This is a genomic window from Curtobacterium sp. MCLR17_055, assembly GCF_003234305.1.
In the GTDB taxonomy this organism is placed as follows: Bacteria; Actinomycetota; Actinomycetes; order Actinomycetales; family Microbacteriaceae; genus Curtobacterium; species Curtobacterium flaccumfaciens.
In genome coordinates, this window is sequence record NZ_QKSX01000001.1 from 26,439 (window position 1) to 51,684 (window position 25,246).

Genomic DNA, 25,246 nt, shown 5'->3' on the forward strand with positions numbered 1-25,246 from the left:
ACACACGCTGTCTACACGTGACAACCCCTTTCGACGGCCCGAAAAGAGCCTCTTGCCAGCAGTGGTCCCCACGTGTAGATTCCCGGCTCACGGACTGCTGCACGTCAGTCCACCGCAGACGAAGGAGTCGCGATGGCAACCGAGAGCCCTGTGTCGTCACCCTTGACGACCGCCAGCACGAGACGGAGGAGTCGGTCCGCCGACCTCGCCCGTGCCCGCACCACCGCACCACGGCGCCGCCCCAGGAACGACCTGTGGCTCGCGCTCGTCTTCATCGCCCCGGCAGCCGTCGGGTTCGCGGTGTTCCTCGCCTGGCCGACCGTGCGGGGCATCTACCTGAGCTTCACCTCGTACAACCTGCTCACCGAGCCCGAGTTCACCGGCCTGCAGAACTACGCCCGCCTGGTGCAGGACTCGATCTTCTGGCACTCGATGGTGGTGACCGTCGAGTACGTGCTCATCAACATCGTCATCCAGACCGTCGTCGCGCTGTTCATCGCCGTGATGATGCACCGCCTGACCAAGTCGACCTTCGTGCGCGGCATCGTGCTCGCGCCGTACCTGGTGTCGAACGTCGTCGCCGCCCTGGTCTGGCTCTGGATCCTCGACACCCAGCTCGGCATCGGCAACGAGATGCTCGCCGCACTCGGGCTCGACCGCATCCCGTTCCTGCAGAGCGACGTCTGGGGCATCCCCTCGATCGCGCTCATCAACGTCTGGCGGCACGTCGGCTACACGGCACTGCTCATCTTCGCCGGCCTGCAGTCGCTGCCCGAGACCGTGTACGAGGCCGGACGCATCGACGGTGCGAGCGAGTGGAAGATGTTCTGGCGCATCACGGTGCCGCTGCTCCGCCCGATCCTGTCCCTGGTGCTGATCATCACCGTGATCGGGTCGTTCCAGGTGTTCGACACCGTCGCCGTCACCACGCAGGGCGGCCCCGCGAACGCCACGAACGTCGTGCAGAACTACATCTACAACCTGGCGTTCGGCCGGTTCCAGTTCGGCTACGCGTCCGCGGTCTCGGTCGCGCTCCTCATCGTCCTCAGCATCATCACGATCATCCAGTACCGCCTCACCCGCTCGGGTGAGTCCGACCTGGACTGAACGGAAGCGCCATGACCACGACACTCACCCGTTCCGTCACCACGGCCCGCCCGCCTCGGATGGGGGCCGGTCACCGCCGCCGCCCGTCGCTCGGCCGGGTGCTCGCCTGGGTCGCGATGATCCTCGTCATCGTCGTCACCCTGTTCCCGTTCTACTGGATCCTGCGCACCGCGCTGTCGTCGAACACCGCGATCAACTCCGACCCCACCTCGTTGCTGCCCGTCGGGTTCAGCCTGGGCGGGTTCGAGCGGGTCTTCGGCCTGCAGTCCACCGAAGAGGCGTTGGCGCAGGGCGGCTCCGGCGCCGCGCTGAACTTCTGGCGGTACCTGCTCAACTCGATCCTGGTGTCGACGCTCGTCACCGTCGGCCAGGTGTTCTTCTCGGCAGCGGCCGCCTACGCCTTCGCCCGGCTGCGCTGGCCCGGTCGCGACAAGGTGTTCGGGGTGTTCCTGGCCGGGCTGATGGTCCCGGCGATCTTCACGCTGCTGCCGAACTTCACCCTCATCAAGCAGCTCGGGCTCGTCGACAACCTGCTCGGCATCGCCCTGCCGACGATGTTCATGACCCCGTTCGCGGTGTTCTTCCTGCGGCAGTTCTTCCTCGGCATCTCGAAGGAGGTCGAAGAGGCGGCGCTCATCGACGGTGCCGGCAAGGTCCGCGTGTTCTTCCGGCTCGTCATCCCGATGGCGGCGGCCCCGATCGCCACCCTCGCCGTGCTGACGTACATCACGAGCTGGAACGACTACTTCTGGCCGCTCATGGTGTCGTACACCGACAGCTCGCGGGTGCTGACCGTCGCGCTCGGCGTCTTCAAGTCGCAGACCCCGCAGTCCGGCACCGACTGGGCCGGGCTCATGGCCGCGACCCTGGTGGCGGCGCTCCCGATGATCCTGCTGTTCGGCGTCTTCGCCAAGCGGATCGTCAACTCCATCGGCTTCTCCGGGATCAAGTGACCCGGCTGTCGGACAGGACGAACACCATGACGAACCAACTGACCCGCCGCACGCTCTTCGCCGGCGGCGCCTCCGCCCTGGCCCTCGGCGCGCTCGCCGCCTGCTCGTCGCCAGGTCGCCGCACAACGAACCGATCGGGTGTGCGCACCGTGAGCTACTGGCTCTGGGACGCCAACCAGCAGCCCGCGTACCAGGCCGTCGCCGACGCGTTCCACCGCACGAACCCGGACATCACCGTGAAGATCACCCAGCTCGGGTGGAACGACTACTGGACCAAGCTCACCGCGGGCTTCATCGCCGGCACCGCGCCCGACGTCTTCACCGACCACCTGACGAAGTTCCCGCAGTACGCCGACCTCGACGTGCTCTACAAGCTCGACGAACTCGACGCCACGAAGGGCCTCCGGGACGACGACTACCAGTCCGGACTCGCCGAACTGTGGAAGGGCCAGGACGGCCACCGCTACGGCTCGCCGAAGGACTGGGACACCGTCGCGATGTTCTACGACCGGAAGGCAATGGCGAAGGCCGGGGTCTCCGCCGAGGAACTCGGGTCGCTCGAGTGGAACCCGGAGGACGGCGGCACGTTCGAACGGATGCTCGCGCGGCTGACCGTCGACTCGAAGGGCCGGCGCGGCGACGAGGACGGCTTCGACAAGGACGACGTCGCCGTCTACGGCATCTCGTCGAACGGCTCGGGCGGTGACGGCTTCGGCCAGACCCAGTGGTCACCGTTCACCGGATCGGTCGACTGGTTCTACACGAACGAGAACCCGTGGGGCGACAGGTTCCGCTACGACGAGCGGGTCGTGCAGGACACCCTCGCCTGGTACTACCGGCTGGCCGAGAAGGGCTACATGGCGAAGTACGGGGTGTTCTCCACCACGACCGGGCCCGAGGTCCAGCTCGGCGCCGGCAAGTGCGCGCTGTCGTTCAACGGCTCGTGGATGATCGGTTCGTACCTCGGCATGGAGGACCTCGACGTCGCGGTCGCCCCGACCCCGATCGGCCCGTCGGGTCACCGTGCGTCGATGTTCAACGGGCTCGGCGACTCGATCACGAAGCAGGCGAAGGACCCCGAGGCCGCGGCGAAGTGGGTGGCGTTCCTGGGCAGCGACGAGGCGCAGCGGATCGTCGGTGAGAGCGGGATCGTGTTCCCCGCCCGTCCCGCTGGCACCGAGGCTGCCGTGGCGTCGTTCCGGAAGCGCGGGCTCGACGTCTCGGCGTTCACCCGGCAGGTCGAGGAGGACACCACGTTCCTGTTCCCGGTCACGAAGAACCCCGCCGACGTGCAGGCCCTGCTGCAGCCCGCCTTCGACGACGTCTACGCGAACGGCAAGCCGATCTCGACGCTGACCGGGGTCAACGAACAGGTCAACAACCTGCTCGCCCTCACCTGATCGAAACCCCGCCCGTCGTCCGCATGCCGCACCGTCCGGTGCGGTGTGCGGACGACGCGTTGACCGTCCCGCCGACCACGACCCAGACTGCAGGGGATGACTTCCCTCACCTCCCTCGTCTACATGTCCGTCGCCGTCGACGACCTGACCGACGACCAGCTGGTCGCCATGCTGCGTGAGGCGCGGCTCCGCAACCACGCGCTCGGCGTCTCCGGGCTCCTGCTCGCCAAGGGCGGCCGTTTCATGCAGGTGCTCGAGGGTCCGGTCTGGAGCGTCGAGGACCGCTTCGCCGCGATCGAGCGCGACCCGCGGCACACCGGCGTGAAGTCGTTGTCGCGTGAGTCCATCAGCACGCGTCGGTTCGACGGCTGGGCGATGGCGTTCGGCAGCCCGACCGGGGACGAGCTCCGTGACGAGCCCGGGTTCAGTACCTTCCTCAGCGACCGCACCGGTTTGCCGACCGGGGTGGCGGGCACGCCCGCCGACTGGCTGCTCCGCTGGTTCCGTGGGCGCGACCTGCAGGACCTGCCCGAGGAGCGCATCACCCTCGGCCGGCACGCGGCCTGAGCCGCACCACACCTCGGACTGCCGGCACGCGGCCTGAGACGCACCACCCCTCGGACTGGAGGGACGGTGCCAGCTGGCACCGTGCCTCCAGACTGTGAGACTGGTCCCGTGGAACGACGTGAGCAGATACTGGTGGCCGCGGCGGAGGAGTTCGACCGCGTCGGCTTCGCCGGCGCGACGATCGCGGGCATCGCCCGCGCGGCGGGCGTCTCGCAGGGAACGCTGCACTTCCACTTCCCGACGAAGCTCGCCCTGGCGCTCGGCGTCATCGGCGAGCAGAACGCCCGCACCTTCGACGTCGTCAGCCACACCGACAGCTCGCCGGTCGCCGCGCTGATCGGGGCGTCGCACGGCATCGCCGACCTGCTCCGGACCGACCCGATCGTGCGGGCGGGGATCCGGCTGTCGCTGGAGCGCGGCGAGTTCCAGACCGCGACGCTGAGCTTCTACGAGCAGTGGATCGGCGGGATCGTCGACGTGTTCCGGTTGGCGGTCGCCAGCGGGGAACTCCGGACGGACCTGACCGCGGAGCAGCTCGGGTCGACGGTGGTGCCCTACTTCACGGGCGTGCAGCTCGTGTCCGACGTCCGGACGCGGCGCACCGACCTGATGCCGGCCGTGGCGACGATGTGGCGCGTGGTGATCGCGGCGACGGCGGACCCGAAGCACCGCGACCGGCTGCTCGACGTCGTCGAGGACGCGTTCAGCGAAGGCTGATCCGCGACGGCGTGCGGGGTCGGATCAGAGGTCGTGCAGCTCGCGGTCGCGGAACCACTTCAACAGCCAGGCCGCACTGGTCCGGTCGAACGAGCGCGGGAAGTCCATCGTGCCCGACAGGAAGGGACTGAAGCCCGCTTCGGACCGGATGTCCGAGTCGTCGAGCGCGCGGTAGGCCATCGACCAGCCGTCGAACCGTCGGCGCTCGATGTCCTCGCGCACGAGTGACTTCACCTCACCGTGACGGCGGTCCTTCGCGATGACGTCGTACCGGTCCTGCACGCTCCACGCCGGCCCCTCGAGCAGCTGCATGAAGCGGCCGCCCTTGGCGAGCAGGAGCCCGGAGACCCCGAGCGCTTCGTTGCGCAGCCGGGACTCCGCGAGCAGCACCGCCATGGCCTGGTCGTCGAAGGGGACGACGGCACGGCTCATGTAGACGATGGAGACGAGCACTCCTCCATCCTGCTGGGTGGAAGGCCGCTGCGCGAAGCGGATGTCCGCAACGCGCCTCACGGATCGGTGCTGCGGATCAGCCCTGCGGCAACTCGTGCGCGGTGACGTCCTCGTTGCGCTTCTTCCGCCACGGTCGGGCCGGGGTGTTCGGGCCGTCCCACACCAGGATCGCGCCCCAGGCGGCGGCGATCAGCGGCACCGAGATGATCGCGCCGGTGATGCCGGCGAGGACGGTGCCGGCGGTCAGCCCGATCAGGATGACGAGGCCGTGCAGCTTGAGGGTGCGCCCCATCAGGACGGGCTGCAGCAGGTTGCCCTCGAGCTGGTTCACCAGCACCACGATGCCGATCACGATGAGTGCCTGCACCGGACCGAGGGCCACGAGCGCGACCAGGGCGGCGAGGATGCCGGCGGCGGTGGCACCGACGATCGGGATGAACGCGGTGATGAAGACGATGACGGCCAGCGGCAGGGCGAGGGGCACGCCGACGATGGCGATGCCGACTCCGATGCCGATCGCGTCGACCGCCGCGACCGTGGCGGTGCCGCGGACGTACCCGCCGAGGGTGGAGACGACCCGGTCTCCGACGCGACGTGCTCGGGCGTAGCGCTCACCGGTGAAGGGGCGGAGCAGGAACTCCCAGATGCTCGGGCCGTCCTTCAGGAAGAAGAACAGCACGACGATCATCAGGACGAGCCCGGTCAGGAAGTTCGCGGTGGCCGAGGCACCAGCGAGGGCACCGGAGCCGAACTGCGCGCTCGTGACGAAGTCGGACGCCGACGCGACCGCGTCGTCGATCTGCTTGTCCGAGATCGAGAACGGCAGGTTCTTCGCGAACTCCTGCAGTTGCTGGAACCCGTCGACTGCCGACTTCTGCAGCTGCGCCCACTGGTTCTCGACGGCGACGACGATGAGCCAGCCGATCAGCCCCAGGATCGCGAGGACGCCGATGAGCACCGCGAGGGTGGCCAGCACGGACGGCACCCGGTGCTTGCGGAGCCACGACACCACGGGGTGCATGGCCGACGCGATGATGAGCGCGAGGAGCACCGGGATCGTGACGACGCTCAGGATGTTGCTCGCCCAGACGACGCCGGCGACGACCACCACGACGATGATGAGCTGCAGGCACCGGGTCGCGAAGTGCCCGGCGGAGTCGGACCACGCGGCCTGGACCCTGGACGGAGCGGCTGGGGTGGTCGGGCGCGGAGCGTCGCGGAAGAACGGCATGCCGGAGACGCTACCGACCGGACGGCCGACGCGCCGGTTCCGACGGCTCGTTCGTCCGACCGGTGTCCTGTCCCCGCGTCGCCGGGGCGACCAGGAACGCGGCGACCAGCAGGACGAGCGGCACGAGCATCGCCGTCTGCAGGCCGAGGTGCTCCCCGACGAACCCGAGCAGCGGCGGCCCCACCAGGAACGCGATGTACCCGGCGGTGGCCACCACCGACACCCGGCGATCGCCGTCGGTGGGGTGGTCGCCCGCGGCGGAGATCGACAGCGGGAACCCGAGGGCGATGCCGAGCCCCCAGACGCCGGCGGCAGCGGCGGTGACGATCGGACTCGGTGACAGCACGACGAGCAGGACCCCCACCGCACCGACGGCTGCGCAGACCCGGACGACCGGGGCGCGCCCGAACCGGGCGACGAGCGGGGTGCCGGCCGCACGACCGATGAGCATGGCGAGGGCGAACCCGGTGAACACGAGGGACCCGACGGACTCGGGGGCGTCGTGGTCGGTGGTCATCAGCAGCGGGAGCCAGTCGCTCGCGGCACCCTCGGCGAAGGCCATCGCCAGCGTGATGACAGCGATCATGGCGAGCTGCACGGTGAGGACGGAGCGGCGGGCTCCCCGACGGGTGCCGCGGGCAACGGCAGGCGCATCGGTCGGTGTCTCACGAGGCACCGGCCGCAGGTTCAGCGCCGCGAACACCGCCAGCGTGGCCATCACCGCGGCGCCGACGAGCAGGTGCACCCGGACCGGGGTCCCCGCAGCCGTCATGGCGATGCCGACGACCCCACCCACCACGCTGCCGAGGCTGAAGCACGCGTGCAGCACCGGCACGACCGGTCGTCCGATCTGCCGCTCGACCGCGGCGGCCTCGACGTTCAGCCCGATCTCGGCGACGCCCGCCCCGAAGCCGATCAGGAACAGCCCGGCCCAGACCCCGGCAGCGACCTGCGCCGGGGCGAGCAGCGCGACGAGCACCATGCCGACGACGGGCAGCGCGCCCCCGAGCAAGATCAGCGGGCGGTTGCCGGTCCGTCGCACCAGCGCCCCGGCGCCGAGGATCCCGATCATCGACCCGATCGACAGCCCGAGCAGGACGAGGCCCATCGCCTCGATCGAGGCGCCGAGCTCGTCGCGGATCGCGGGCGTCCGGGTGATCCACGTCGCGATCCCGAACCCGGTCACCGTCGACGTGGCGAAGAGTGCGAGTCGATGCCGCCCGGCCATGCCCCCATCTGATCGGTCCCCGGACGGCCCGTCAAGGGCGACCGCGTCCCGCGCTTAGGATCGGGCGCATGGCGACCGTCCTCCTCGTCCGTCACGGACGCACCACCGCGAACGCCACCGGCGTCCTGGCCGGACGCACCGCCGGCGTGCGACTCGACGCCGTCGGCCGCACGCAGGCAGAGCGGACCGCGGAGCGCATCGCCGCGGTACCCGTCGTCGCCGTCGTGTCGAGTCCGCTCGAGCGCTGCCGACAGACCGCCCGCGCGATCCTGGACCGGCAGACGGACCGGCAGACGGACCGGCAGACCGGTGCACCCGCCTCGCTGATCGAGCGGGCCATCACCGAGGCCGACTACGGGCAGTGGCAGGGCCGGAAGCTCGCCGACCTGGCGAAGGAGCCCCTCTGGCGCACGGTGCAGGCGAACCCGAGCGCCGTCGTGTTCCCCGGCGGTGAGTCCATGCAGACGATGCAGTCCCGGGCCGTCGCAGCCGTCCGGCGCATCGACGCCGAGGTCGAGGCGGAGCACGGACCCGGCGCCGTCTGGGTCGCGGTGAGCCACGGCGACATCATCAAGAGCGTCCTCGCCGACGCCTTCGGCATGCACCTGGACCTGTTCCAGCGCATCGGCGTCGGCCCGGCCTCGGTGTCCGTCGTGCGCTACGGCGAGCACCGCCCCGAGGTCGTCGCGACGAACACCGAGTCCGGTGACCTGTCCTGGCTGCGCACCGCCCCGGCACCCAGCGGGGACGCCGCGGTCGGCGGCGGCGCGGGCCATCCGGAACCCGATGCGCACACCGGCACCGGGCGTCCGGCACCCGACGCGCCCGTGGGTCCTGCCGGACCCTGAACGGCCGGAGCCGAGCGCTCCTACAATGCGGGTATGCCCACCATCGTCCACGGCTTCGACTGGCCGGACCGCCTCGTCGTCGGCACCATCGGCCGTCCGGGTGAGCGCGCCTTCTACATCCAGGCCCGCTCCGGTCGGCGCGTCACCAGCGTCGCGCTCGAGAAGGAGCAGACCGCCGTGCTCGCCGACAAGATCGACGAGCTCCTCGACGAGGTGGCGACCGTCGACGACAACCGCTTCAGCGTGCCGCCGTCGGTGCCCGTCGAACTCCGCGACCCGGAGCCGCTCGACCAGCCCGTCGAGGCCGAGTTCCGCGCCGGGGCCCTGAGCCTGGGCTTCGACCCGTCCACCGCGCAGGTCGTCATCGAGGCGTACCCGATCGACGACGAGGTCGAGATCGTGTCCGAGGAGAGCGAGGACGGCATCGAGATCGAGGCCGTCGTCGAGATCCCCGAGCCCGCCGAGCTGTTCCAGGTGAAGATCCCGGTCGGCACCGCCCGGGCCTTCGTCGAGCGCACGCGCGAGGTCGTCGCCGCCGGTCGTCCGCCCGGCGACGCATGAGCGACGGCTCGCTGTCCGTCCGGGCGCGCATCCGTGAGGCGTCCAACGCCACCTTCCTCGCCGAACTCGACGGCGCGACCGTCGTCTACAAGCCCGTCGAGGGCGAGCGCCCGCTGTGGGACTTCCCGGACGGCACGCTCGCCGGCCGCGAGATCGCCGCGCACCTGGTCTCCGAGGCGTTCGGCTGGGGTGTCGTCCCACCCACGTGGATGGGTGACGGTCCGTTCGGGCCCGGCATGGTGCAGCGCTGGCAGGACGTCGACCCCGAGCAGGACGCCGTCGACCTGGTGGCACCGGAGCTCGCCGAGGCGGACGGTTCGCCCTGGCTGCCCGTGCTCGAGGCCATCGACGAACACGACCAGCCCGTGACGCTCGTGCACGAGGACTCCGAGGCCCTGCGCCGGATGGCCGTCTTCGACGTCGTCGTGAACAACGCCGACCGCAAGGGAGGGCACGTGCTCGCGATGCCCGACGGCCACCGCTTCGGCGTCGACCACGGGCTCACCTTCCACGTCGAGCACAAGCTCCGGACGGTCCTGTGGGGCTGGATCGGGGAGCCGCTCGGGCCGGACGAGCTCGAGGGCCTCGACCGGGTGTCCGACGCCCTGCGCGGCGGTCTCGGCGACGAGCTCGCCGAGCACCTGACGGACGAGGAGATCGACACGCTCCGGGCGCGCTGCGCGGCCCTGCGCGCCGTCGGGATCTTCCCGCCGCCGCCCGGTCACGGCCCCGCCGTGCCCTGGCCGCTGTTCTAGACGCACCCAGAGACGGACTGGAGGCCCGTGGCGGTGTCGCCACGGGCCTCCCGTTACGTCTCGTGTGGGCTTCAGAGCCCCCAGTCGTCGCGGAAGAGCGCGCCGCCGGCCCCGCGACGCGAGCCGAGGTACGAGCCGACCACGGCGACCCCCAGGTCGTCGTTCTCCGGTGCCACGACGCTGCCGTCCACCCGCTTCGCCATCGCGTCGATGAACCGGGCGAGCCCCGGGTCCTCGCCGAGCCGGAAGAACGTCGTCTGGGCACCGAGGCGTCCGGCGTTCTCGAGCTCCCGCACGGTCAGCGCGATCGTCACCGGGTCGGGCGGGTAGTCGAACCAGACCTGTCCGTTCGGCTCGAGGTGCGACGTCGGCTCGCCGTCGGTGACGATGAGGAGCACCGGTTGGGCCGTGGGGTGCTTCCGGAAGTGCCGGTTGGCGAGCAGCAGGGCATGGTGCAGGTTCGTGCCCTTGTCCCACATCGCGTCCAGACCGACGAGCTGTTCGACGTCCATCACCTCGGCCTCGCGACCGAAGGCGATGAGCTGCAGGTCGTCGCCGCGGAACCGGGTCGACACCAGGGTGTGCAGCGCCAGGGCAGTGCGCTTCATCGGCACCCAGCGGTCCTCCATCGCCATCGAGAACGACGTGTCGACGAGCAGCGCGACACAGGCCTGGGTGCGGGCCTCGGTCTCCTGCACCTCGACGTCCTCGATGCTCAGGCGCACGCCGGCTCCCTGCCGCCCGCTGGCCGCCGTCCGCACGACGGCGTTCGTGATCGTGCGGGGGATGTCCCACGGCTCGGTGTCGCCGAACGCCCACTGCCGCGACGCCCCCGAGGGCTCACCCGCGGCGCCCGAGCGACGGAGGTCCCGTGCGCCCTGACGACCGGACATCCGCTGGGCGACGTCCTTGAGCAGGCTCTTGCCGAGCTGCCGCATCGCCTTCGGGGTGAGCCGGAGCTGCCCGTCGGCTCCGCGGCGCATCGCCCCGGAGTTCCGGAGCGCCTGTTCGAGGCGCTGCAGGGTCTTCGCGTCGACCGCCGCCTCGTCGCCGAGCTGCCGGGACAGCGCGTCGAGGTCCAGGTCGTCGAGCTCCGAGCCCGGCCCGGACTGGGCGAGCTGGTCGGCGAGGGCGTCGAGGTCCGCGATGTCCTGGAACACCCCGGTGCCGTCGCCCAGCCCGAGCCCCTGTTCGCCCTCCATGCGCTCGGATCCGCCCCAGTCCTCGCCGGGACGCAGTGCGCGCAGGGTACTGTCGAGCTGGGACAGCTGCCCCATCAGGTCGGGGGAGCCGAAGGCCTGCTGGGCGAGGGCGTCGAGTTCGTCCCGCTGCTCCTGGGTCATCGAGTTGCGCATGCGCTGCGCCGCGGCCGCTCGGGCTGCCAGGTCGTCGAGCAGCTCGTCGACGTTCGCCGGGTCCGACGGGAAGTACTCCCCGTGCTGGTCCATGAAGTCGTCGAACTGCTGCCGGGTGTCCTCGCCGCGGGCGTGCGCCTCGAGCAGGGCGTTGAGGTCCTGCATCATCGCGCTGACCGCGGCCCGGTCCTGGTCGGTGGCACCCTCGAGCGCCTGCTTCATGCCGGCGAAGCGCTGGTCGAGCACCTCGCGACCGAGCAGGTCCTTGATCTCGTCGTACTTCTGGCGCGCGGTCGGGCTCGTCCAGTCGTAGTCGCCGAGTTCCTGCACCGCGGCGGCGGGGGAGGGCGACAGGCTGTCGAGCTGCAGTTCGGCCAGGGCCCGGTCGCCGTCGTCGAGGTCGACGTTGCGGGCGAGCTCCCCGCGCTCGGCGAGCAGCGCCTGGTCCAGGAGCTCGCGCACCTGCTGCAGGGTGCCGTCGAGGTTGTTCTTGCTCGTCAGCTCGCGGCGGCGCTCGGCCACCCGTCGGGCCAGGTCGTCGAGACCGCGCTGCGTCCGGCCCCCGCGTCGCAGGAACTCCCGCATCGCGCGCTCGGGCGACGTGCCGCCCATCACGTCCTGCCCGATGGCGTCGAGCGCCTCGGCCAGGTCGACCGGGGCGGCGAGCGGGTCGGGTCCGTCGGTGTACCGGCCGTACCGGGTGTCGCGCGTCAGGCGCCGGTTCTGCCTAGCCATAGACGGCTTCGCCCCCGCCGGACTCCTTGCTGATGCGCCGGGCCAGGAACAGGCCCTCGAGGGCGAGCTCGATCGCGCCGGCGCGTTCGCCGTCGTTCGTGGCACCCATCCGGTCGCACACCTGGTCGTACAGGTCGGACTCACCGATCGACGGGAGCCCTTCGAGGAACACCCGGGCGCTGACCTGCTCGCCCGTGGTCACCATCGTGCCGCCGTCGAGCGCGTCCACGAGCACCGCGAAGTCGAGGCCCTTGAACCGGGAGCGCACGGTCTCGGCGGTCGCGGTGCGGAGCAGGTGCTCGAGGACCTCGTCGGCACGGTCCTCTTCGCCGTTCTCGAACTCGATCTTGCCGCCGAGGACGTCCACCGCGGTCTCGAGGTCGATCGGCCGGGCGACCGCCTCGTCCTCGCCCTGGCGGGCTGCGCGGTGCACCGCGGCGGCGGACACCGTCTCGGCACCGGCGATCGCGAACCGGGCGCTCACACCGCTGCGCTGGTCGACGGCGCTCGAACCGCGCAGTGCGCGGGTGAACCGGGCGAGGATCTCGATCAGGGCGTCCGGGACCTCGGCCGTCAGCTGGGCCTCCTGCCGGATGACGGCGATCTCGTCGTCGAGCTCGATCGGGTAGTGCGTGCGGATCTCGGCGCCGAAGCGGTCCTTCAGCGGCGTGATGATCCGGCCGCGGTTCGTGTAGTCCTCCGGGTTCGCGCTCGCCACGACGAGCACGTCGAGCGGCAGCCGCAGCACGTAGCCGCGGATCTGGACGTCGCGCTCCTCCATCACGTTGAGCATCGCGACCTGGATGCGTTCGGCCAGGTCGGGCAGCTCGTTGATCGCGACGATGCCACGGTGCCCGCGGGGGACGAGTCCGAAGTGGATGGTCTCCGGGTCGCCCAGGCTGCGACCCTCGGCGACCTTCATCGGGTCGACGTCCCCGATCAGGTCGGCGACGCTCGTGTCCGGTGTCGCGAGCTTCTCGACGTAGCGGTCGTCGCGGTGTCGCCAACTGATCGGCAGGGCGTCGCCGAGGTCGTCGGCGCGCCGGATGCTGGCGGTGGTGATCGGTTCGTACGGGTGCTCGCCGAGCTCGGAGCCGGTGATGACCGGCGTCCACTCGTCGAGCAGGCCCTGCAGGGTGCGGAGCAGGCGGGTCTTGCCCTGGCCGCGCTCGCCGAGCAGGACGACGTCGTGCCCGGCGATGAGGGCGCGTTCGAGCTGGGGGATGACGGTGGTCTCGAAGCCGTGCAGGCCGGGCCACGGATCGGTGCCCTGGCGCAGGGCGGTGAGCAGGTTGTCGCGGATCTCGGCGCGGACCGTCTTCTGGACGTGACCAGAGGTGCGGAGCTCGCCGACCGTGCGGATGTCAGGTCGGGTCACCTCTCCGACGCTACGCCGCGTTCGCGACGGCGACCAGGGTCGGACTGGAGGCCCGTGGCGGGCCCGCACCGCGCCTCCCGTCCGCTTGTGGGTTTCCATCGCACTTGCGATCATTGAGATCCCGGCGACGGAGCCGGATTCGAAGTAGGGGGATCCGGCTCCGCCCCCGGTTGCTCGTTCCGCATCTGAACCACATCGGCGATCTCGGCGTACGGTCCCATCTCGTGAGCAGCGCGAACGCAACCATCAAGAGCCTGGTGCCCGCCAGGATGGACCGCTTGCCGTGGACTAGGTTCCACTGGAGCGTCGTCGTCGGACTCGGCGTGTCCTGGATCCTCGACGGTCTCGAGATCCAGATCGTCTCGAACGCGGGGTTCCAGGCGGACCTGAACCTGTCGACGCAGCAGGTGACGTCCCTCGGCACGATCTACCTGGTCGGCCAGGTCGTCGGTGCCCTGGTGTTCGGGCGCATGTCCGACCGGCTGGGGCGGCGCAAGCTGTTCATCCTGACGCTCGCGATCTACCTGATCGGTTCGGGCATCGCGGGCCTCGCGCAGGACTTCTGGTTCCTGGCGGCCTTCCGGTTCGTCGCGGGGCTGGGCATCGGCGGCGAGTACGCGGCGATCAACTCGGCGATCGACGAGCTCATCCCGGCGAAGTACCGCGGGCACGTCGACATCGCCATCAACGGCACGTACTGGGGCGGTGCCGCGCTCGGCGCGTTCGCGAACATCTACCTGCTCGACACGGCCTACTTCGCCGAGAACATCGGCTGGCGCATCGGGTTCTTCCTCGGCCCGGTGCTCGGCATCGCGATCATCTTCCTGCGACGTCACATCCCGGAGAGTCCGCGGTGGCTGATGACGCACGGGCGCGAGGAAGAAGCCGAGGCCACCGTCTCCCGCATCGAGGCGTCGGTGGAGAAGGCGACCGGCAAGCCCCTGCCGGAGGTCGACCAGTCGAAGGCGATGACCGTCACGCCGACCGACCGTGTCGGGTTCCTGGCCATCGCGCGCGTGCTGCTGAAGCAGTACCCGACCCGGACGCTCGTCGGCGCGACGATGATGATCACGCAGGCGTTCCTCTACAACGCGATCTTCTTCACCTACGCCCTGGTGCTCACGAACTTCTTCGGCCTGAAGACGGCGGAGACGGCGGTCTACTTCTTCCCGTTCGCGATCGGCAACCTGCTCGGCCCGATCATCCTGGGGCGCTTCTTCGACACCTGGGGTCGTCGGCAGATGATCTTCCTGACGTACCTGGTCTCCGGCCTCGTGCTCGCCACGTCCGCGTTCCTGTTCCGGGCGGACGCGATCTCGGCGACGGTGCAGGTCGCGTTCTGGTGCGTCTCGTTCTTCTTCGCCTCGGCCGGAGCGTCGAGCGCCTACCTGACCGTCAGCGAGATCTTCCCGCTCGAGCTGCGGTCGCAGGCGATCTCGTACTTCTTCGCCCTGGCGCAGATCTTCGGTGCGGTCGCGCCGGCGATCTACGGTGCCTTCATCGGTGACGGCTCGTCGCGGGAGCCGCTGTTCTGGGGGTACCTGCTCGGATCCGCGGTGATGATCGGCGGCGGCGTGGTGGCCTTGATATTCGGGGTCGACGCCGCGCGGAAGGGGCTGGAGGACGTCACCCAACCGCTCTCGGTGCTCACCGGGGACGCGAAGTCCGACCGGAGGTGAGCCCTGTGGCGGCGGCCTGACATTCTGTATTCAGAGTGTTTAGCGCCGCCGTCGCAGCGCTGTCACTGTGCCTGCATGGCACTCCTCCACAGCGCGACACCGGCGACCACGATCCACGGCAGCGACCGCCCTCGCCTCGGGGGTGCCGTCCGTGCGTGAGCCTGGGCTGATGGAGCACACCCCCATCCGAGCAGGCGCCGGCGGCCTCGATCCCCACGGCCTGCGCCGTAGCCTGCTGCGCGACGCGGTGTTCCTGCGACTGCTCGACAACGTCCTGCGGGGGGAGTACCGCCGCGGGCAGCGGCTGCGGCTCGACACCCTGGCATCGGACATGCGGGTGTCGCGCACACCGGTGCGCGAAGCCCTCGTGACCCTCGAGTCCCTGCAGCTGGCCAGCGTGCAGCGGTACGTCGGTGTCGTGATCTCGCAGTGGTCGGTCGACCAGATGATCGAGCGGCTGCGGATCGCCCAGGCTCTGCTCGTCGATCCGCCCTCGAACTCCGTCGGGTACCACGACCGGTTCGACAAGGTGTGGCTGCGGGAGTGCTGGACCGAAGCCGGTGCCTTCGTCGAACTCGGCGCGTGGTACCTGCGGCGCCGCGGGTCGTCGGTCAGCGGCGACTGGTTGCTGTCGCAGCGCATCCTGCTCGACATGTTCTTCACCGACGACGTCGCCCTGGCGAACGGGATCGATGCCGTGGTCGACCGGCGACGACGGGTCGAGATCGTCGAGCGGGCCGTGGCCGCTGCTGAGCGAGACGCCCTCGACGACTGTGCCGCCGCGCTCCTCGACCTGTCGTCCGCCCTGGTCGCCCTGCCGGACCGCTTCCGGGTGGTCGTGTCCGCCTGAACCGACGTCGGCTGCGGATCCGCTCAGGTCCGCGCCGACCGCCGTGCATCCGCAGGTCGCGGCACTGAGCAGCGAGTGTCACCGGTGTCCCTCGCACTGGATCGTCAGGCAACGTCGTGGCAGCCTTGACCGGTTGCCGTCCCCGGCGTGTCCACCGACGACAGGAGTGCCCGTGAACGACGTCCGCGATCGATCCCACCGCTTGAACCGAGCGTCCGGGATCGCACGGCACGGACGTCTGCGGCGCTCGAGCCCCTTCGCGACCGCTGCCAAGACGGTCTCCGCCGTCGTCGCGGTGGCCCTGGTGAGTTCGGTCTCGGTCACGGCGATCGCGGCGAAGCAGGTCACGGACGACCTCGGTGACGGCGTCGAGATCCAGGGCCAGCCCGCACCGCAGGCGAAGGGCGGCGCGAAGCCGATCAGCGCCTTCAAGGGCGGGTTCAACATGCTCGTGGTCGGCACCGACAACGACCCCGAGCAGAGTGCTGCCTTCGGGGAGCGTGATGCGACCCTCAACGACGTCAACATCCTGCTGCACGTCTCGGCCGACCACACCAACGCGACCGCGGTGAGCATCCCGCGCGACCTCGTCACGCCGATCCCGGCCTGCAAGAAGACCGACGGCACGGGCACGGCCCCGGCGATGGCGGCGCAGCCGATCAACACCTCGTTCGGCGAGGGCGGCCTGAACTGCGTCACCCAGACGGTCGCCGGGCTGACCGGCCTCGACATCCAGTACTCGGCCGCGGTGTCCTTCAAGGGCGTCATCGAGATGTCGAACGCGATCGGCGGCGTGCCGGTCTGCGTCGCCCAGCCGATCACCGACTCGTACACCGGGCTGAACCTGCCCGCCGGCACCTCGACCCTGCAGGGCGACGAGGCCCTGGCGTTCCTGCGCACCCGGCACGGGGTCGGCGACGGATCGGACCTCGGCCGGATCTCGAGCCAGCAGGTGTTCCTGTCGTCGCTGCTCCGCACCGTGAAGTCGAACGACACCCTCGGTTCTCCGGCCCGCCTGTACAAGCTGGCCCGGGCGGCGGCGTCGAACATGCAGCTGTCGCAGAGCCTGAACGACATCGGGACGATGGTGCAGATGGGCCTGGCGCTGCGCGACCTGCCGCTGGCGCAGGTGAACTTCGTGCAGTACCCGGGCACCACGGGCGGTACCGGCGTCTACGAGGGCAAGGTCGAGCCGACGACGTACCTGGCCGACCGGCTGTTCGCGAAGATCAAGGCCGATCAGTCGTTCTCCCTCGGGGCGGACAGCACGGGCATCGGGTCGGAGACGAGTCCGACGCAGCCGAACCCGACGCAGCCGACCGCTGCACCGAAGCCCGCGGTCCCCGCGACCCCCGCGACACCGGCAGCGCCGTCGTCCGCTGCGCCGCGCACCCCCTCGGCGACGCCCGAGACCATCGACGGGCTCGAGGGCCAGTCCGCCGACCAGCAGACCTGCTCCAAGGCGTTCGGGTACTGAGGCGCGGGCGGGCGGACGGACGCTTGCTTGCCGCCTCCCGCCCCTGCCCCCTTCCGCGAAAGCGACAGAGTGCCGCCGAACATCCGCGGCACTCTGTCGCCCTGGCACCTGTGACGGCCGAGCTCGGCGGCGCAGTGTCGCTTTCGTGGGCCCGCCGTTGCCGTGCGCACGCCCGAACGTCAGCAGCGCACCCGCCCCCGAACGCAGAAACGGGGGCGCGGTGGTGGGCCGCGCCCCCAGGGGAAGTCGCTCCCCGCCGGGCGCCACGCGATCGGGCGCGCCGGGCCCGCACGGGGAACGACGTCGGGTGCTGTGTCGCGACGACGGGGACGAGCCCCGGAACGTGATTGCCGCGTCCCGATGATGGTATGCAGTGGGGTACGCCCCGACAACCCCCACGTGTCCCCACTTCGGGGGACCGAGTGTGACGGGTTGTGCCACGCGCGGGTGTGCGTCGGGTCGAGAGTGGCGCGGTCCTCCTGTATGGTGGTCGCAGCGCTCGCGAGAGTGCTTGGAGACGTCGCATAGTCCGGCCGAGTGCACCACCCTGCTAAGGTGGAGTCCCCTTTGAGGGGACCGAGGGTTCAAATCCCTCCGTCTCCGCACGAGGACTGTTCACGGGTTAGAGCCGCATGAGTTCATGGATTCTAGCCCGGCGGGCAGTCTTGACGCGGTTTTCGAGAACATTGCGGTTTTGCGCCGAAAGTTGGGGTGAGTGTCACTGTCAGGCTCGGGGAGGCTTGCGGGGCGCGCGCGACGGGGATCAGGCGCTGTGCCAAGAAGGCGCTCTCATGGCTGATCTTGTCATCATCGGCAGTTGCGCGTCTGGGGTGGTTCAGCGATCGATTCAGCCTTCTCTGATCGATGACACGTCGATCGTCGATCTCAGCGGTGCGAGATGGTTTACGCCGTTTGGGTTGGTGAGCGTGCTGGCCTTCATCGAAGCGCAAGCTCGGACAGGGGTCAGCGTTCGGTTCACCCCGCCGACTGATCCGAGTCATCGCAGCTATCTCTCGCGGATGCGCTTGGGTGACCGTTTGGACCACCTCGGTGTGAGCCACGAGCTGCCGTCCGTGCGGAGTCATCCAAATCGGCGGCTGGTGGAGCTGTACTCGTTCGAGTCGCGCGACGACGTGGGTCCCCTCGCGGAGCGGATCTTCGACATGGTCAACCCGCTCGACTCGGTGGCTGCCCGTGCGCTGTATCGGTCGCTGTGTGAGGCCGGTGAGAACGTGGAGTTCCACGCCGGGCTTTCGAACGGGTACATGGCCGCGCAGACGACGCGAGACTGGGGCACGGACCCGACGTTGCGGTTCGCCGTCGCTGACTCGGGACATGGCTTCCTGTTCAACCTGCTCGCGAAGGGGGCAACCGATGATGCTCACGCGTTGCGGCTGGCTTTGAGCGGAGTGAGCAGCTCGTCGGCGCCTGGTAACAGGGGTGGTTTGAAGGGTCTCGCTGGCCTCTTGACAGCGGTTGGCGGTAGCATCACGGTGTCGTCAGGCAGCGCAGCGGTCTCCAAAGATCGGTCCTCGACCACGGAAAAGAGCTTCGATGAGCCGTTCCAGGGCTCGGTTTTCGAAGGCGTGGTGCCGCTACGGGCCAGGGCGTCGTGACAGAATGACTGCCATCAGTACTGTTAGAGACGAAGTGAGCTGGAGATGACTGGGGCCGTGGTAAAGCACGTGGTTCCGTTGCAGCTGCCCCGACTCGCAGGGACGCGTGCATCGGCTGATCATCTAGTGGACTCCCACCGCGACGATTATCAAGGCGCGCTCGTTCGTCTGTTTGGCGAGGATCTCATTGATTCGTCACCGTCCTTCACCGATCAGCTCGTGCAACGCGTGGTTGAAGGCGGCGCTGCCGAGATCGTGACCTATCTCGTTCCAGCGGAGTTCTTCGAACAACTCACTACCTCCGCGCGCGCGGCTCAGTTCCCGAGCTTTCGAGCAGCGACCGAAGCTGAGATCGCGGCGCTCTAACTACCTGTTGCGGTGAAGGAAATCCGTCATCGCGGTGAGCAGGGCGTCGTACTGGCTTTCGACCTCCACCGCTGTGTAACCGGGGTGCCCGTCAGCCCATCGCCGTCCTGTCAGGACGAAGTCCTTCACCTTGCGGCGAAGGTCTGTGTCGCCGGTCTTCGCCGTGCTGATTCGTGCTTGTGAGGCGAGGCCGATCAGGAGTCGCTGTTCGGGTTCGGTGAGGGGCCGGCTGATCGCGCGGTGCTCGTAGACGCTCAGGTAGAACGCGTGCAGGGCGTCCAACGCTTCGGCGGCCCCGCCTCGCTGAACCTTCACTCGGTCGGCGCGGGAGGGCAGGATCTGCTTCGCGATCACACCGCCCGCGCTTGAGCCCACAACCGTCAGAACGAACAGTAGCGCCGCCTGCCACCACAGATCGGGCCGAATTGCAGAGTTGCTGCGTCTGGTGCTGCAACGAGGGCTGCGGAGAGGGCAGCCATCAGCCGACGTCCCAGCTGCCGGGGTGCGCGACTTGACCGCCGACTGTTCGGATGCCGTTGACGAGGCCCTGGCTGCGGGACCCGTCGGTTCGGTACACGTATCGCGGATCAACTCCGCAGGCGATCGCGAACTCGTGCAGATCGAGATTGATGTCTGCGTGGAGCAGGACCTGAGCGGTGACCCACATCACGTTCACTCGGACCGTCTCGGTCTCGTCGGGCTCGAGCTGCTTCGTCGTCGCGGCTGCCCGGCGATCTAGTGCCCGGTCGTGCCCGGCACGGTCGGCACGCCACGGTGCGTCGGACCAATCGTGGTTCCGGATTTCTGCGGCGAACTCTTCCGCGAGCCTGCTGAGCGTCATGGTGTCCCTCCGATGGGATCGGGCGCGGTAGCCCCCCGACGGGGCCGTGCGCTCTGGGAGCAGCATACGCACGGATCTCGTCTGTTGGGGACCGAGGATCAGCGGTTCAACGCGAACGGAGTACGCGGCGGTGTTGGGACTTTCTGATCACTACGCTCCATGTTTGCTGCTGCAAATGCTGCATTCGCTGCATCTTGTCGACATACTTGATCCGTGCCGCCCGCTCCTCGACCTTCCCGCCGGCGCTGGGAAGTGGGGCTCGAGGAGTTCCCATGCCCCGACCCGTTCTGCGACCGGTGCGCTGACGCCGGCCCAGAGTTCCAAGCCGTCGGGATCGTCCTGCGCTACGCCGAGGACCGCATCACCGACATCGAGACGATTCGCGGAAACCAGCCACAGGGCATCGCGAAACGCCTGGTGAGGAGCGAACTGCAGCTGTCCAAGGACGTGTTCTACAACCTTCGCAAGGGTGAGCGATACCTCACCGCCGAGGAACTGGTGCGGTTCCTGCAGCACCCGATTCTTGGACTCGACCTCATGACGGTGCTGTCGAACTCGGCGATGCTTCGCACGGTGACCGAGCAGTGGCGCTCAGACGGCGGGCAGCTACATTACGACGCGCGGACGTTGCGCCATTCAAAATTCCACCCGTGGACTCCCGTCGACTTCGCGGTCATCGTTGACGCAAGAAGGAGGCTGGCGATGGACCCCAAGACCGACGACAAGCAGGCACTCACCGACGTGACCGAAGCAATCACACACCTCGTCGCGCTTGCCGCGCAGCTGCAACGCACCCACGGAGGCCGTGACCCCGACGCGGTCGACTGGCAGTACGAGCAGCAGCGACTGCAGTCAAAGCGAGTGATCGCGGAGGCAGACACCTCCGGGTCGCTACGTCAGCAGGTGCTGGGGGCGATCGGCGCCGACGGAACGTCGACGCGCACCATTCGAGCTGCCCTTGAACTCCGGGGTGTCGAAGCATCGCCTCGCGCCATCGCACAAGCAACCAGCGGTCTCCACCGAAGCGGCCACATCGAACCCACCGGGGTTCGCGGGGTGTGGCGCAAAACAGTCGAGGAACAGTAAGGAGCAACACCGACCATGCACAACCGCCGAATCGGCGGTGAAACGACGAAAGCCACCGCAGCGGTGGCTTTAAAGGCCCAAACGCTCGATGGCTCCCGAAGAATCTTTCCTACGGATTACCTTCACAATACCGCGAGCCGGTCACGCCCGCAAGCGCCTGTTTCACCTGCCCACGCACTCACCGAAGTCCCCCACACCGCTGCAGACGAGGGTCCCCACATCGTCCGCACCCATCTGCCCCGCTGGTCCCAGCCATCCGGCCCAGGCCGATACGCACCGCGTCGACGCGCCGAGAGGCCGCCGCGGCACCGTCAGCCTCGGAGAAGCGGAAGTCCGACGTGGTGAGCCGCGCCTACGTCGCCGGACGATGGGCATACTCGGCGACCGAAGCGATCAGCTGGTACCGGCCCCGGTTCCACGAGGAGCAGTGGTACCAGCAGGTGCGTGCCCTTCTCGAGGAGCTGGTCACCGCGATCCGCCCACCGACACCGGCAGCTGCCTACAAGTCGATGGTCGCGGTCAGCTACTTCGTGCGTTTCATGCGCGAGCAAGACGCCCCCATGGACGTTGAACGCCTGTTCACTCCGGAGAACGTCGACTGGTACGTGGCGGTGCACTTGCGCGAGCACGGTGAGCACAGCCGGTCGACACAGCGCGGCGCCCTGGAACAGATCGGCCGAACGGCCACGCGCCGCGCGAAGTGGAAACCGGATAGGCCGCAGTTCGCGAAAACAGCAGCCGCGCAGCCCTACACGAACGCGCATCTGAACGAGTACTTCTCCCTTTCGACCCAGCAGCGCACCGAGGCGCGATGCCGAACGTTCCAAGGCATCCTCGTTGGCGCGCTCGGCAGTGGGCTCCGTGGGCAGGAACTGCAGGCGCTGTCCGCCGCGGACATCGACCGCGAGGGCCAGCTCGTCTTCATCCGCGTTCATGGCGATCGAGCGCGACGCGTGCCGGTGCGCCGGGAGTACAGCTACGCGCTGTTGCAGCTGGCGTTGGAGTACCCGGACGGACCGCTTCTCGGTCGGTTCCGCCAGCACCAGAAGAATCCGCTGTCCGCGATGAAGTCACATCTGGAGCTTCATGACGATACGCCTCCACTCGAGTTCCGACGGCTTCGTGCCACCTGGATGGTCACCGTTCTGAACGAGGACATCCAGCTCGCCACCTTCGCGCAGATCGCTGGAATCACTGACCTGCGCATCTCCCATCTTCTGCCCTACCTCACGACCAGGAAGGACGCCGACACGATCGCATCGATCGTCGCCGGCTACGCATCATGACCGACTACGGCATTACCCACCTCCCCGGCTTCCTCCCGACCGGCCGCATCCTGACGAACAACGAAGCGATCACCGAAGCGCTCGATGTCCTCGAGTACTCCGGAATGAAGCCGGTCCTCAGCCGCGTCCACACGCAGCGCTCGGGTCCTGCCCCGAAGCTGACCTACCTGACGCTGCTGCTCCTCGCGATTGCGTTCAAGGTGCAGGTACCCAAGCGGGATTTTCTGCAGACGGACCTCGCACGGTGGGCGTCCACTCTGACCCCACGACAGAGTCGCCGCGTCGGGCTCCCGACGCATTGGAAGCTGTTCCAGCTCTACGTCGCCTTTCAGGGTCTGCGGGACCTGCTTGAACCCGCCGACAGCGAGAAGCGGTTCACGGCGGACGGTGAACTCACCTCACCCAGAAGGGGTGATGTGCCGCCCCTGCCTGTCTTCGTCAACGCTCTTGTCGGCGCATCCTGCCGTCTTCCTCACTGGGCAGGGATTCTGCCGCCAACACCAGTTCAGGCCATCGACTCCACGGACATCGAAACCTCCGCGCAGCCCAAGGCAGGAACCAAAGAACCAGACTCACCGGACAGCTACCGGCCCGAGAACGCAAAGCCCGGAGATGAGTGGTCAGAAGACTCATCGACGTGGCCTCGCCGAAGCCCCGTCGACGGCAGGCTCGTCATCAGTGCTGACCTCGAAGCACGGATCGGGTGGCGCACGCGCACGCTCGGACGGGCCACGAACCACTTCAACGGTTTCGACGCGCACACCCTCGTCGACGCAGGCGCACCCGGCATGGAGTTCTGGGTTCCCGTGATCCGCGGCGTACTCGTCGGCCCCGCAGGCGGATACAAGGCCCAAGCCGGGCTCGACCTGCTCGACAGCCTTCTCGGCGACGTCCACTTCACCCACCTCGCGGCAGACCGCGGCTACAGCTACGCCAAACCGGAAGCGTGGGCGTCCCAACTCGCAGCACGGAACATCATCGGGGTCCACGACCTCCACACCGGGCAGCGCCGGCCCCACCCCACGGAAAACGTTCCCGGCGCGTTCTGGCTCGACGGAAGTCTGTTCCCCGACGCTCTGCCACAGCGACTCCGAAAGATCCCTGGCTTCAAGGTCCGAAGCACGCAAGCAGAGATCGACCGCATTCACGCCCTGTACGACGAGCGCAGCAAATGGGCCTTCACTCCGAACCGCCGCTACGACAACGGCGACGTGCAGTTCAAGGGTCCCGCCCGCGCAGGCCACATCCGCTGCCCGAACTACGCCCCCTCCGAACGACTCCCCGCCAGCACCCCGCGTACCACCTGCCTTCCCGATGTCGACTGCGCGTGCGCAGTGACTCGAGTGATCAGCGCGTCCGAAGCAGCATGGGAGCGACAGCGGTACATCTACGGGACAACGCGCTGGGCGGCCTACTACGGGCTCCGGAACCTCGTCGAGAGTCAGAACGCGCAGCTCAAGCACTGGCGCGGCAGCATGCGCTCCCGCAGCACCCTACTGTTCGGCACCACTGCCAACGCGCTCGTCTTCGCGCTGAACTGCATCGCGGTGAATCGCAGCATGCTTCGCGACGCCTACGGGGAAGAGTTGGACCCGACCGCAACCGATTACAAGGCACATCAGGGCCCACGACGCCGCCGCGCACCCAGATCGACGCCACTGCACCTGCGAAAGACGACTCCTCGTCGCGGCACCACCCGACGCGACCCTGCGCCTTCTCGGGCGCAACGTTCCGGAGTGCGGCGTCGAGCTGAAACCCAGAACCCGGGGGAACAGCATGGATGAGCGCACTGACATCCCCGGCACGATCGCTGACTACACTCCTGCAACACCGATCGAGGGCTGGGAAGAAGCGACTGGCACCTTCGTTCGGAAGCTGATCGTCACGACCCGCCCCACAAGCGCTCGCGACGCCTACCGACTGATCGCCGTCGCGGCACCCTACGTCGGCTGGGGGATCAGTCACGGAATCGACCTCAACGCGGAGCACCTCCTCACCCCCGATCGCATGGAGGAGTACCTCGCGACCGGCAATCGCGCGGCGTGGGTGCACGGAACACACATCTACGTCCGATGGGCGCTTCGCCGGATCGGAGTCGCCAACACGCGCCGTGCACCGTGGCGCCCCAAGTCCAGGACACCGGGAGCCAAGACGGTGACCTTCCCCTACACGGGCGACGAAATCTCTCGATACCTCGATGCCGCTCAGAAGCAGCGAACGGAACGCCGCGGCCGTTACATGTTGGCCTCGCTCGCATTCCAGCACGGAGCCGGCCTGCACAGTGTGGAGTTGCTGCGCCTCCGCGCGAGTGATGTCGAGTATCGGGAAAGCCACTGGGTCGTCCACCTCACAGAACAGCACACTGCGGCAAGCCACTCACCACCACGGTCAATCCCGATCTTGGTGCAGTACTCGACCATCGTGCGGCAGCTCGTCGACGGCAGCGGGACGGGAATCCTCGCCGCAGCTGAACCAGCGACGATGAGCGCCGTGAAGGGGCTCCGCAGCAACCTCGCCTACGCAGCTCGTCTCCCAAGCTTCTCACCGAGACGACTCCGCGCGACCTGGCTGCGCGATGCACTGAACACCCCCGTACCGCTGCGCGCCGTTCTCACCGCTGCCGGACTGAACAGCCTCGACTTCATCGCGCTCGGGCCCACACTGACCGACGACGCCCCCGCCCGGCACGCCGCGATCATCGCCGGCGCCGAACACTCGCCCATCGAGCGCGACCACGCGGCCTGACCGCGCCGTCCA

The 25,246-nt window shown here is 68.7% G+C and carries 24 protein-coding genes and 1 tRNA gene; 18 read left to right on the forward strand and 7 right to left on the reverse strand.

Annotation, left to right across the window (positions count from 1 at the left end):
* Positions 1–132: 132 nt before the first annotated feature.
* The 5 genes from DEJ09_RS00145 (at position 133) to DEJ09_RS00165 (ending at position 4,744) form a co-directional block, all read left to right on the forward strand.
* On the forward strand, positions 133–1,107 hold the full coding sequence (locus tag DEJ09_RS00145; protein WP_228516654.1) for a carbohydrate ABC transporter permease: 975 nt from the start codon (positions 133–135) through the stop codon (positions 1,105–1,107).
* 11 nt (positions 1,108–1,118) lie between these two features.
* The gene (locus tag DEJ09_RS00150) at positions 1,119–2,060 is read left to right on the forward strand and encodes a carbohydrate ABC transporter permease (RefSeq protein WP_181433209.1); all 942 of its coding nucleotides are present in this window, start codon (positions 1,119–1,121) and stop codon (positions 2,058–2,060) included.
* Between the two features lie 26 nt (positions 2,061–2,086).
* The gene (locus tag DEJ09_RS00155) at positions 2,087–3,460 is read left to right on the forward strand and encodes a sugar ABC transporter substrate-binding protein (protein ID WP_220034900.1); all 1,374 of its coding nucleotides are present in this window, start codon (positions 2,087–2,089) and stop codon (positions 3,458–3,460) included.
* A gap of 96 nt (positions 3,461–3,556) precedes the next feature.
* Entirely contained in the window at positions 3,557–4,027 is a 471-nt protein-coding gene (locus tag DEJ09_RS00160; protein ID WP_051596847.1) for a BLUF domain-containing protein, read from the forward strand.
* Positions 4,028–4,135: 108 nt separating this feature from the next.
* A complete protein-coding gene (locus DEJ09_RS00165; protein WP_181433210.1) occupies positions 4,136–4,744 on the forward strand; it encodes a ScbR family autoregulator-binding transcription factor in 609 nt (202 codons plus the stop codon).
* 24 nt (positions 4,745–4,768) lie between these two features.
* Here the strand turns inward: DEJ09_RS00165 and DEJ09_RS00170 are convergent, their stop codons facing one another.
* The 3 genes from DEJ09_RS00170 to DEJ09_RS00180 all read right to left on the reverse strand — a co-directional run bounded on the left by DEJ09_RS00170 (position 4,769) and on the right by DEJ09_RS00180 (position 7,656).
* Positions 4,769–5,197, reverse strand: coding sequence for a BLUF domain-containing protein (locus DEJ09_RS00170; RefSeq protein ID WP_017888306.1), 429 nt, complete (start codon positions 5,195–5,197; stop codon positions 4,769–4,771).
* A 76-nt stretch (positions 5,198–5,273) separates the two neighbouring features.
* Positions 5,274–6,428 (reverse strand): AI-2E family transporter, encoded by a 1,155-nt coding sequence (locus DEJ09_RS00175; protein ID WP_111047677.1) that lies wholly within the window; start codon positions 6,426–6,428, stop codon positions 5,274–5,276.
* 10 nt (positions 6,429–6,438) lie between these two features.
* A complete protein-coding gene (locus tag DEJ09_RS00180; RefSeq protein WP_111087260.1) occupies positions 6,439–7,656 on the reverse strand; it encodes an MFS transporter in 1,218 nt (405 codons plus the stop codon).
* Between the two features lie 68 nt (positions 7,657–7,724).
* Between DEJ09_RS00180 and DEJ09_RS00185 the strand changes: the two genes are divergently transcribed.
* The 3 genes from DEJ09_RS00185 to DEJ09_RS00195 are packed head-to-tail and all read left to right on the forward strand — an operon-like array spanning position 7,725 to position 9,820.
* The gene (locus tag DEJ09_RS00185) at positions 7,725–8,504 is read left to right on the forward strand and encodes an MSMEG_4193 family putative phosphomutase (protein ID WP_111087261.1); all 780 of its coding nucleotides are present in this window, start codon (positions 7,725–7,727) and stop codon (positions 8,502–8,504) included.
* A 33-nt stretch (positions 8,505–8,537) separates the two neighbouring features.
* Positions 8,538–9,065: a DUF3090 domain-containing protein gene (locus DEJ09_RS00190; RefSeq protein ID WP_071406497.1), complete on the forward strand. Its 528-nt coding sequence runs from the start codon at positions 8,538–8,540 to the stop codon at positions 9,063–9,065.
* Positions 9,062–9,820, forward strand: coding sequence for an SCO1664 family protein (locus tag DEJ09_RS00195; protein WP_111087262.1), 759 nt, complete (start codon positions 9,062–9,064; stop codon positions 9,818–9,820). The genes DEJ09_RS00190 and DEJ09_RS00195 overlap by 4 nt, the downstream gene beginning before the upstream one ends.
* A gap of 71 nt (positions 9,821–9,891) precedes the next feature.
* On the opposite strand, the gene DEJ09_RS00200 is transcribed toward DEJ09_RS00195, so the two are convergent.
* Entirely contained in the window at positions 9,892–11,910 is a 2,019-nt protein-coding gene (locus tag DEJ09_RS00200; protein ID WP_111087263.1) for a VWA domain-containing protein, read from the reverse strand.
* Entirely contained in the window at positions 11,903–13,288 is a 1,386-nt protein-coding gene (locus DEJ09_RS00205; RefSeq protein WP_111087264.1) for an AAA family ATPase, read from the reverse strand. The genes DEJ09_RS00200 and DEJ09_RS00205 overlap by 8 nt, the downstream gene beginning before the upstream one ends.
* Positions 13,289–13,512: 224 nt before the next feature.
* Between DEJ09_RS00205 and DEJ09_RS00210 the strand changes: the two genes are divergently transcribed.
* The 6 genes from DEJ09_RS00210 to DEJ09_RS00235 all read left to right on the forward strand — a co-directional run bounded on the left by DEJ09_RS00210 (position 13,513) and on the right by DEJ09_RS00235 (position 19,276).
* A complete protein-coding gene (locus DEJ09_RS00210) occupies positions 13,513–14,967 on the forward strand; it encodes an MFS transporter (protein WP_375537947.1) in 1,455 nt (484 codons plus the stop codon).
* Between the two features lie 169 nt (positions 14,968–15,136).
* Positions 15,137–15,817, forward strand: coding sequence for a GntR family transcriptional regulator (locus DEJ09_RS00215; protein WP_111087265.1), 681 nt, complete (start codon positions 15,137–15,139; stop codon positions 15,815–15,817).
* A gap of 202 nt (positions 15,818–16,019) precedes the next feature.
* Positions 16,020–17,294: an LCP family protein gene (locus DEJ09_RS00220; protein ID WP_258373738.1), complete on the forward strand. Its 1,275-nt coding sequence runs from the start codon at positions 16,020–16,022 to the stop codon at positions 17,292–17,294.
* A 513-nt stretch (positions 17,295–17,807) separates the two neighbouring features.
* Positions 17,808–17,897, forward strand: a tRNA-Ser gene (locus DEJ09_RS00225).
* Positions 17,898–18,085: 188 nt separating this feature from the next.
* Complete coding sequence (locus tag DEJ09_RS00230) at positions 18,086–18,910, forward strand: hypothetical protein (protein ID WP_111087266.1); 825 nt, start codon at positions 18,086–18,088, stop codon at positions 18,908–18,910.
* A 126-nt stretch (positions 18,911–19,036) separates the two neighbouring features.
* On the forward strand, positions 19,037–19,276 hold the full coding sequence (locus DEJ09_RS00235) for a hypothetical protein (RefSeq protein ID WP_111087267.1): 240 nt from the start codon (positions 19,037–19,039) through the stop codon (positions 19,274–19,276).
* Here DEJ09_RS00235 and DEJ09_RS00240 read toward each other — a convergent pair whose 3' ends face one another.
* Together DEJ09_RS00240 and DEJ09_RS00245 are read right to left on the reverse strand one after the other, a co-directional pair.
* Positions 19,277–19,630 (reverse strand): hypothetical protein, encoded by a 354-nt coding sequence (locus DEJ09_RS00240; RefSeq protein ID WP_111087268.1) that lies wholly within the window; start codon positions 19,628–19,630, stop codon positions 19,277–19,279. It lies immediately after the preceding gene.
* Between the two features lie 124 nt (positions 19,631–19,754).
* Positions 19,755–20,117 carry a hypothetical protein gene (locus DEJ09_RS00245; RefSeq protein WP_146245629.1) on the reverse strand — a complete coding sequence of 121 codons (363 nt, stop codon included), beginning with the start codon at positions 20,115–20,117 and terminating at the stop codon, positions 19,755–19,757.
* A gap of 252 nt (positions 20,118–20,369) precedes the next feature.
* Between DEJ09_RS00245 and DEJ09_RS00250 the strand changes: the two genes are divergently transcribed.
* The 4 genes from DEJ09_RS00250 to DEJ09_RS00265 all read left to right on the forward strand — a co-directional run bounded on the left by DEJ09_RS00250 (position 20,370) and on the right by DEJ09_RS00265 (position 25,234).
* Positions 20,370–21,203 carry a hypothetical protein gene (locus DEJ09_RS00250; RefSeq protein WP_111087270.1) on the forward strand — a complete coding sequence of 278 codons (834 nt, stop codon included), beginning with the start codon at positions 20,370–20,372 and terminating at the stop codon, positions 21,201–21,203.
* Between the two features lie 338 nt (positions 21,204–21,541).
* Positions 21,542–22,489, forward strand: coding sequence for a tyrosine-type recombinase/integrase (locus DEJ09_RS00255; RefSeq protein WP_111087271.1), 948 nt, complete (start codon positions 21,542–21,544; stop codon positions 22,487–22,489).
* On the forward strand, positions 22,486–24,273 hold the full coding sequence (locus DEJ09_RS00260; protein WP_111087272.1) for a hypothetical protein: 1,788 nt from the start codon (positions 22,486–22,488) through the stop codon (positions 24,271–24,273). The genes DEJ09_RS00255 and DEJ09_RS00260 overlap by 4 nt, the downstream gene beginning before the upstream one ends.
* The gene (locus DEJ09_RS00265; RefSeq protein ID WP_111087273.1) at positions 24,266–25,234 is read left to right on the forward strand and encodes a tyrosine-type recombinase/integrase; all 969 of its coding nucleotides are present in this window, start codon (positions 24,266–24,268) and stop codon (positions 25,232–25,234) included. Before DEJ09_RS00260 ends, DEJ09_RS00265 begins: the two co-directional genes overlap by 8 nt.
* Positions 25,235–25,246 lie beyond the last annotated feature (12 nt).

Coding starts and splice junctions, on each gene's coding strand:
- DEJ09_RS00185 (WP_111087261.1), top strand. CDS start 7,725: ATGGCGACCGTCCTCCTCGTCCGTCACGGACGCACCACCGCGAACGCC.
- DEJ09_RS00195 (WP_111087262.1), top strand. CDS start 9,062: ATGAGCGACGGCTCGCTGTCCGTCCGGGCGCGCATCCGTGAGGCGTCC.
- DEJ09_RS00215 (WP_111087265.1), top strand. CDS start 15,137: ATGGAGCACACCCCCATCCGAGCAGGCGCCGGCGGCCTCGATCCCCAC.
- DEJ09_RS00180 (WP_111087260.1), bottom strand. CDS start 7,656: ATGGCCGGGCGGCATCGACTCGCACTCTTCGCCACGTCGACGGTGACC.
- DEJ09_RS00145 (WP_228516654.1), top strand. CDS start 133: ATGGCAACCGAGAGCCCTGTGTCGTCACCCTTGACGACCGCCAGCACG.
- DEJ09_RS00200 (WP_111087263.1), bottom strand. CDS start 11,910: ATGGCTAGGCAGAACCGGCGCCTGACGCGCGACACCCGGTACGGCCGG.
- DEJ09_RS00265 (WP_111087273.1), top strand. CDS start 24,266: ATGGATGAGCGCACTGACATCCCCGGCACGATCGCTGACTACACTCCT.
- DEJ09_RS00155 (WP_220034900.1), top strand. CDS start 2,087: ATGACGAACCAACTGACCCGCCGCACGCTCTTCGCCGGCGGCGCCTCC.
- DEJ09_RS00245 (WP_146245629.1), bottom strand. CDS start 20,117: ATGACGCTCAGCAGGCTCGCGGAAGAGTTCGCCGCAGAAATCCGGAAC.
- DEJ09_RS00175 (WP_111047677.1), bottom strand. CDS start 6,428: ATGCCGTTCTTCCGCGACGCTCCGCGCCCGACCACCCCAGCCGCTCCG.
- DEJ09_RS00160 (WP_051596847.1), top strand. CDS start 3,557: ATGACTTCCCTCACCTCCCTCGTCTACATGTCCGTCGCCGTCGACGAC.
- DEJ09_RS00190 (WP_071406497.1), top strand. CDS start 8,538: ATGCCCACCATCGTCCACGGCTTCGACTGGCCGGACCGCCTCGTCGTC.
- DEJ09_RS00260 (WP_111087272.1), top strand. CDS start 22,486: ATGACCGACTACGGCATTACCCACCTCCCCGGCTTCCTCCCGACCGGC.
- DEJ09_RS00150 (WP_181433209.1), top strand. CDS start 1,119: ATGACCACGACACTCACCCGTTCCGTCACCACGGCCCGCCCGCCTCGG.
- DEJ09_RS00230 (WP_111087266.1), top strand. CDS start 18,086: ATGGCTGATCTTGTCATCATCGGCAGTTGCGCGTCTGGGGTGGTTCAG.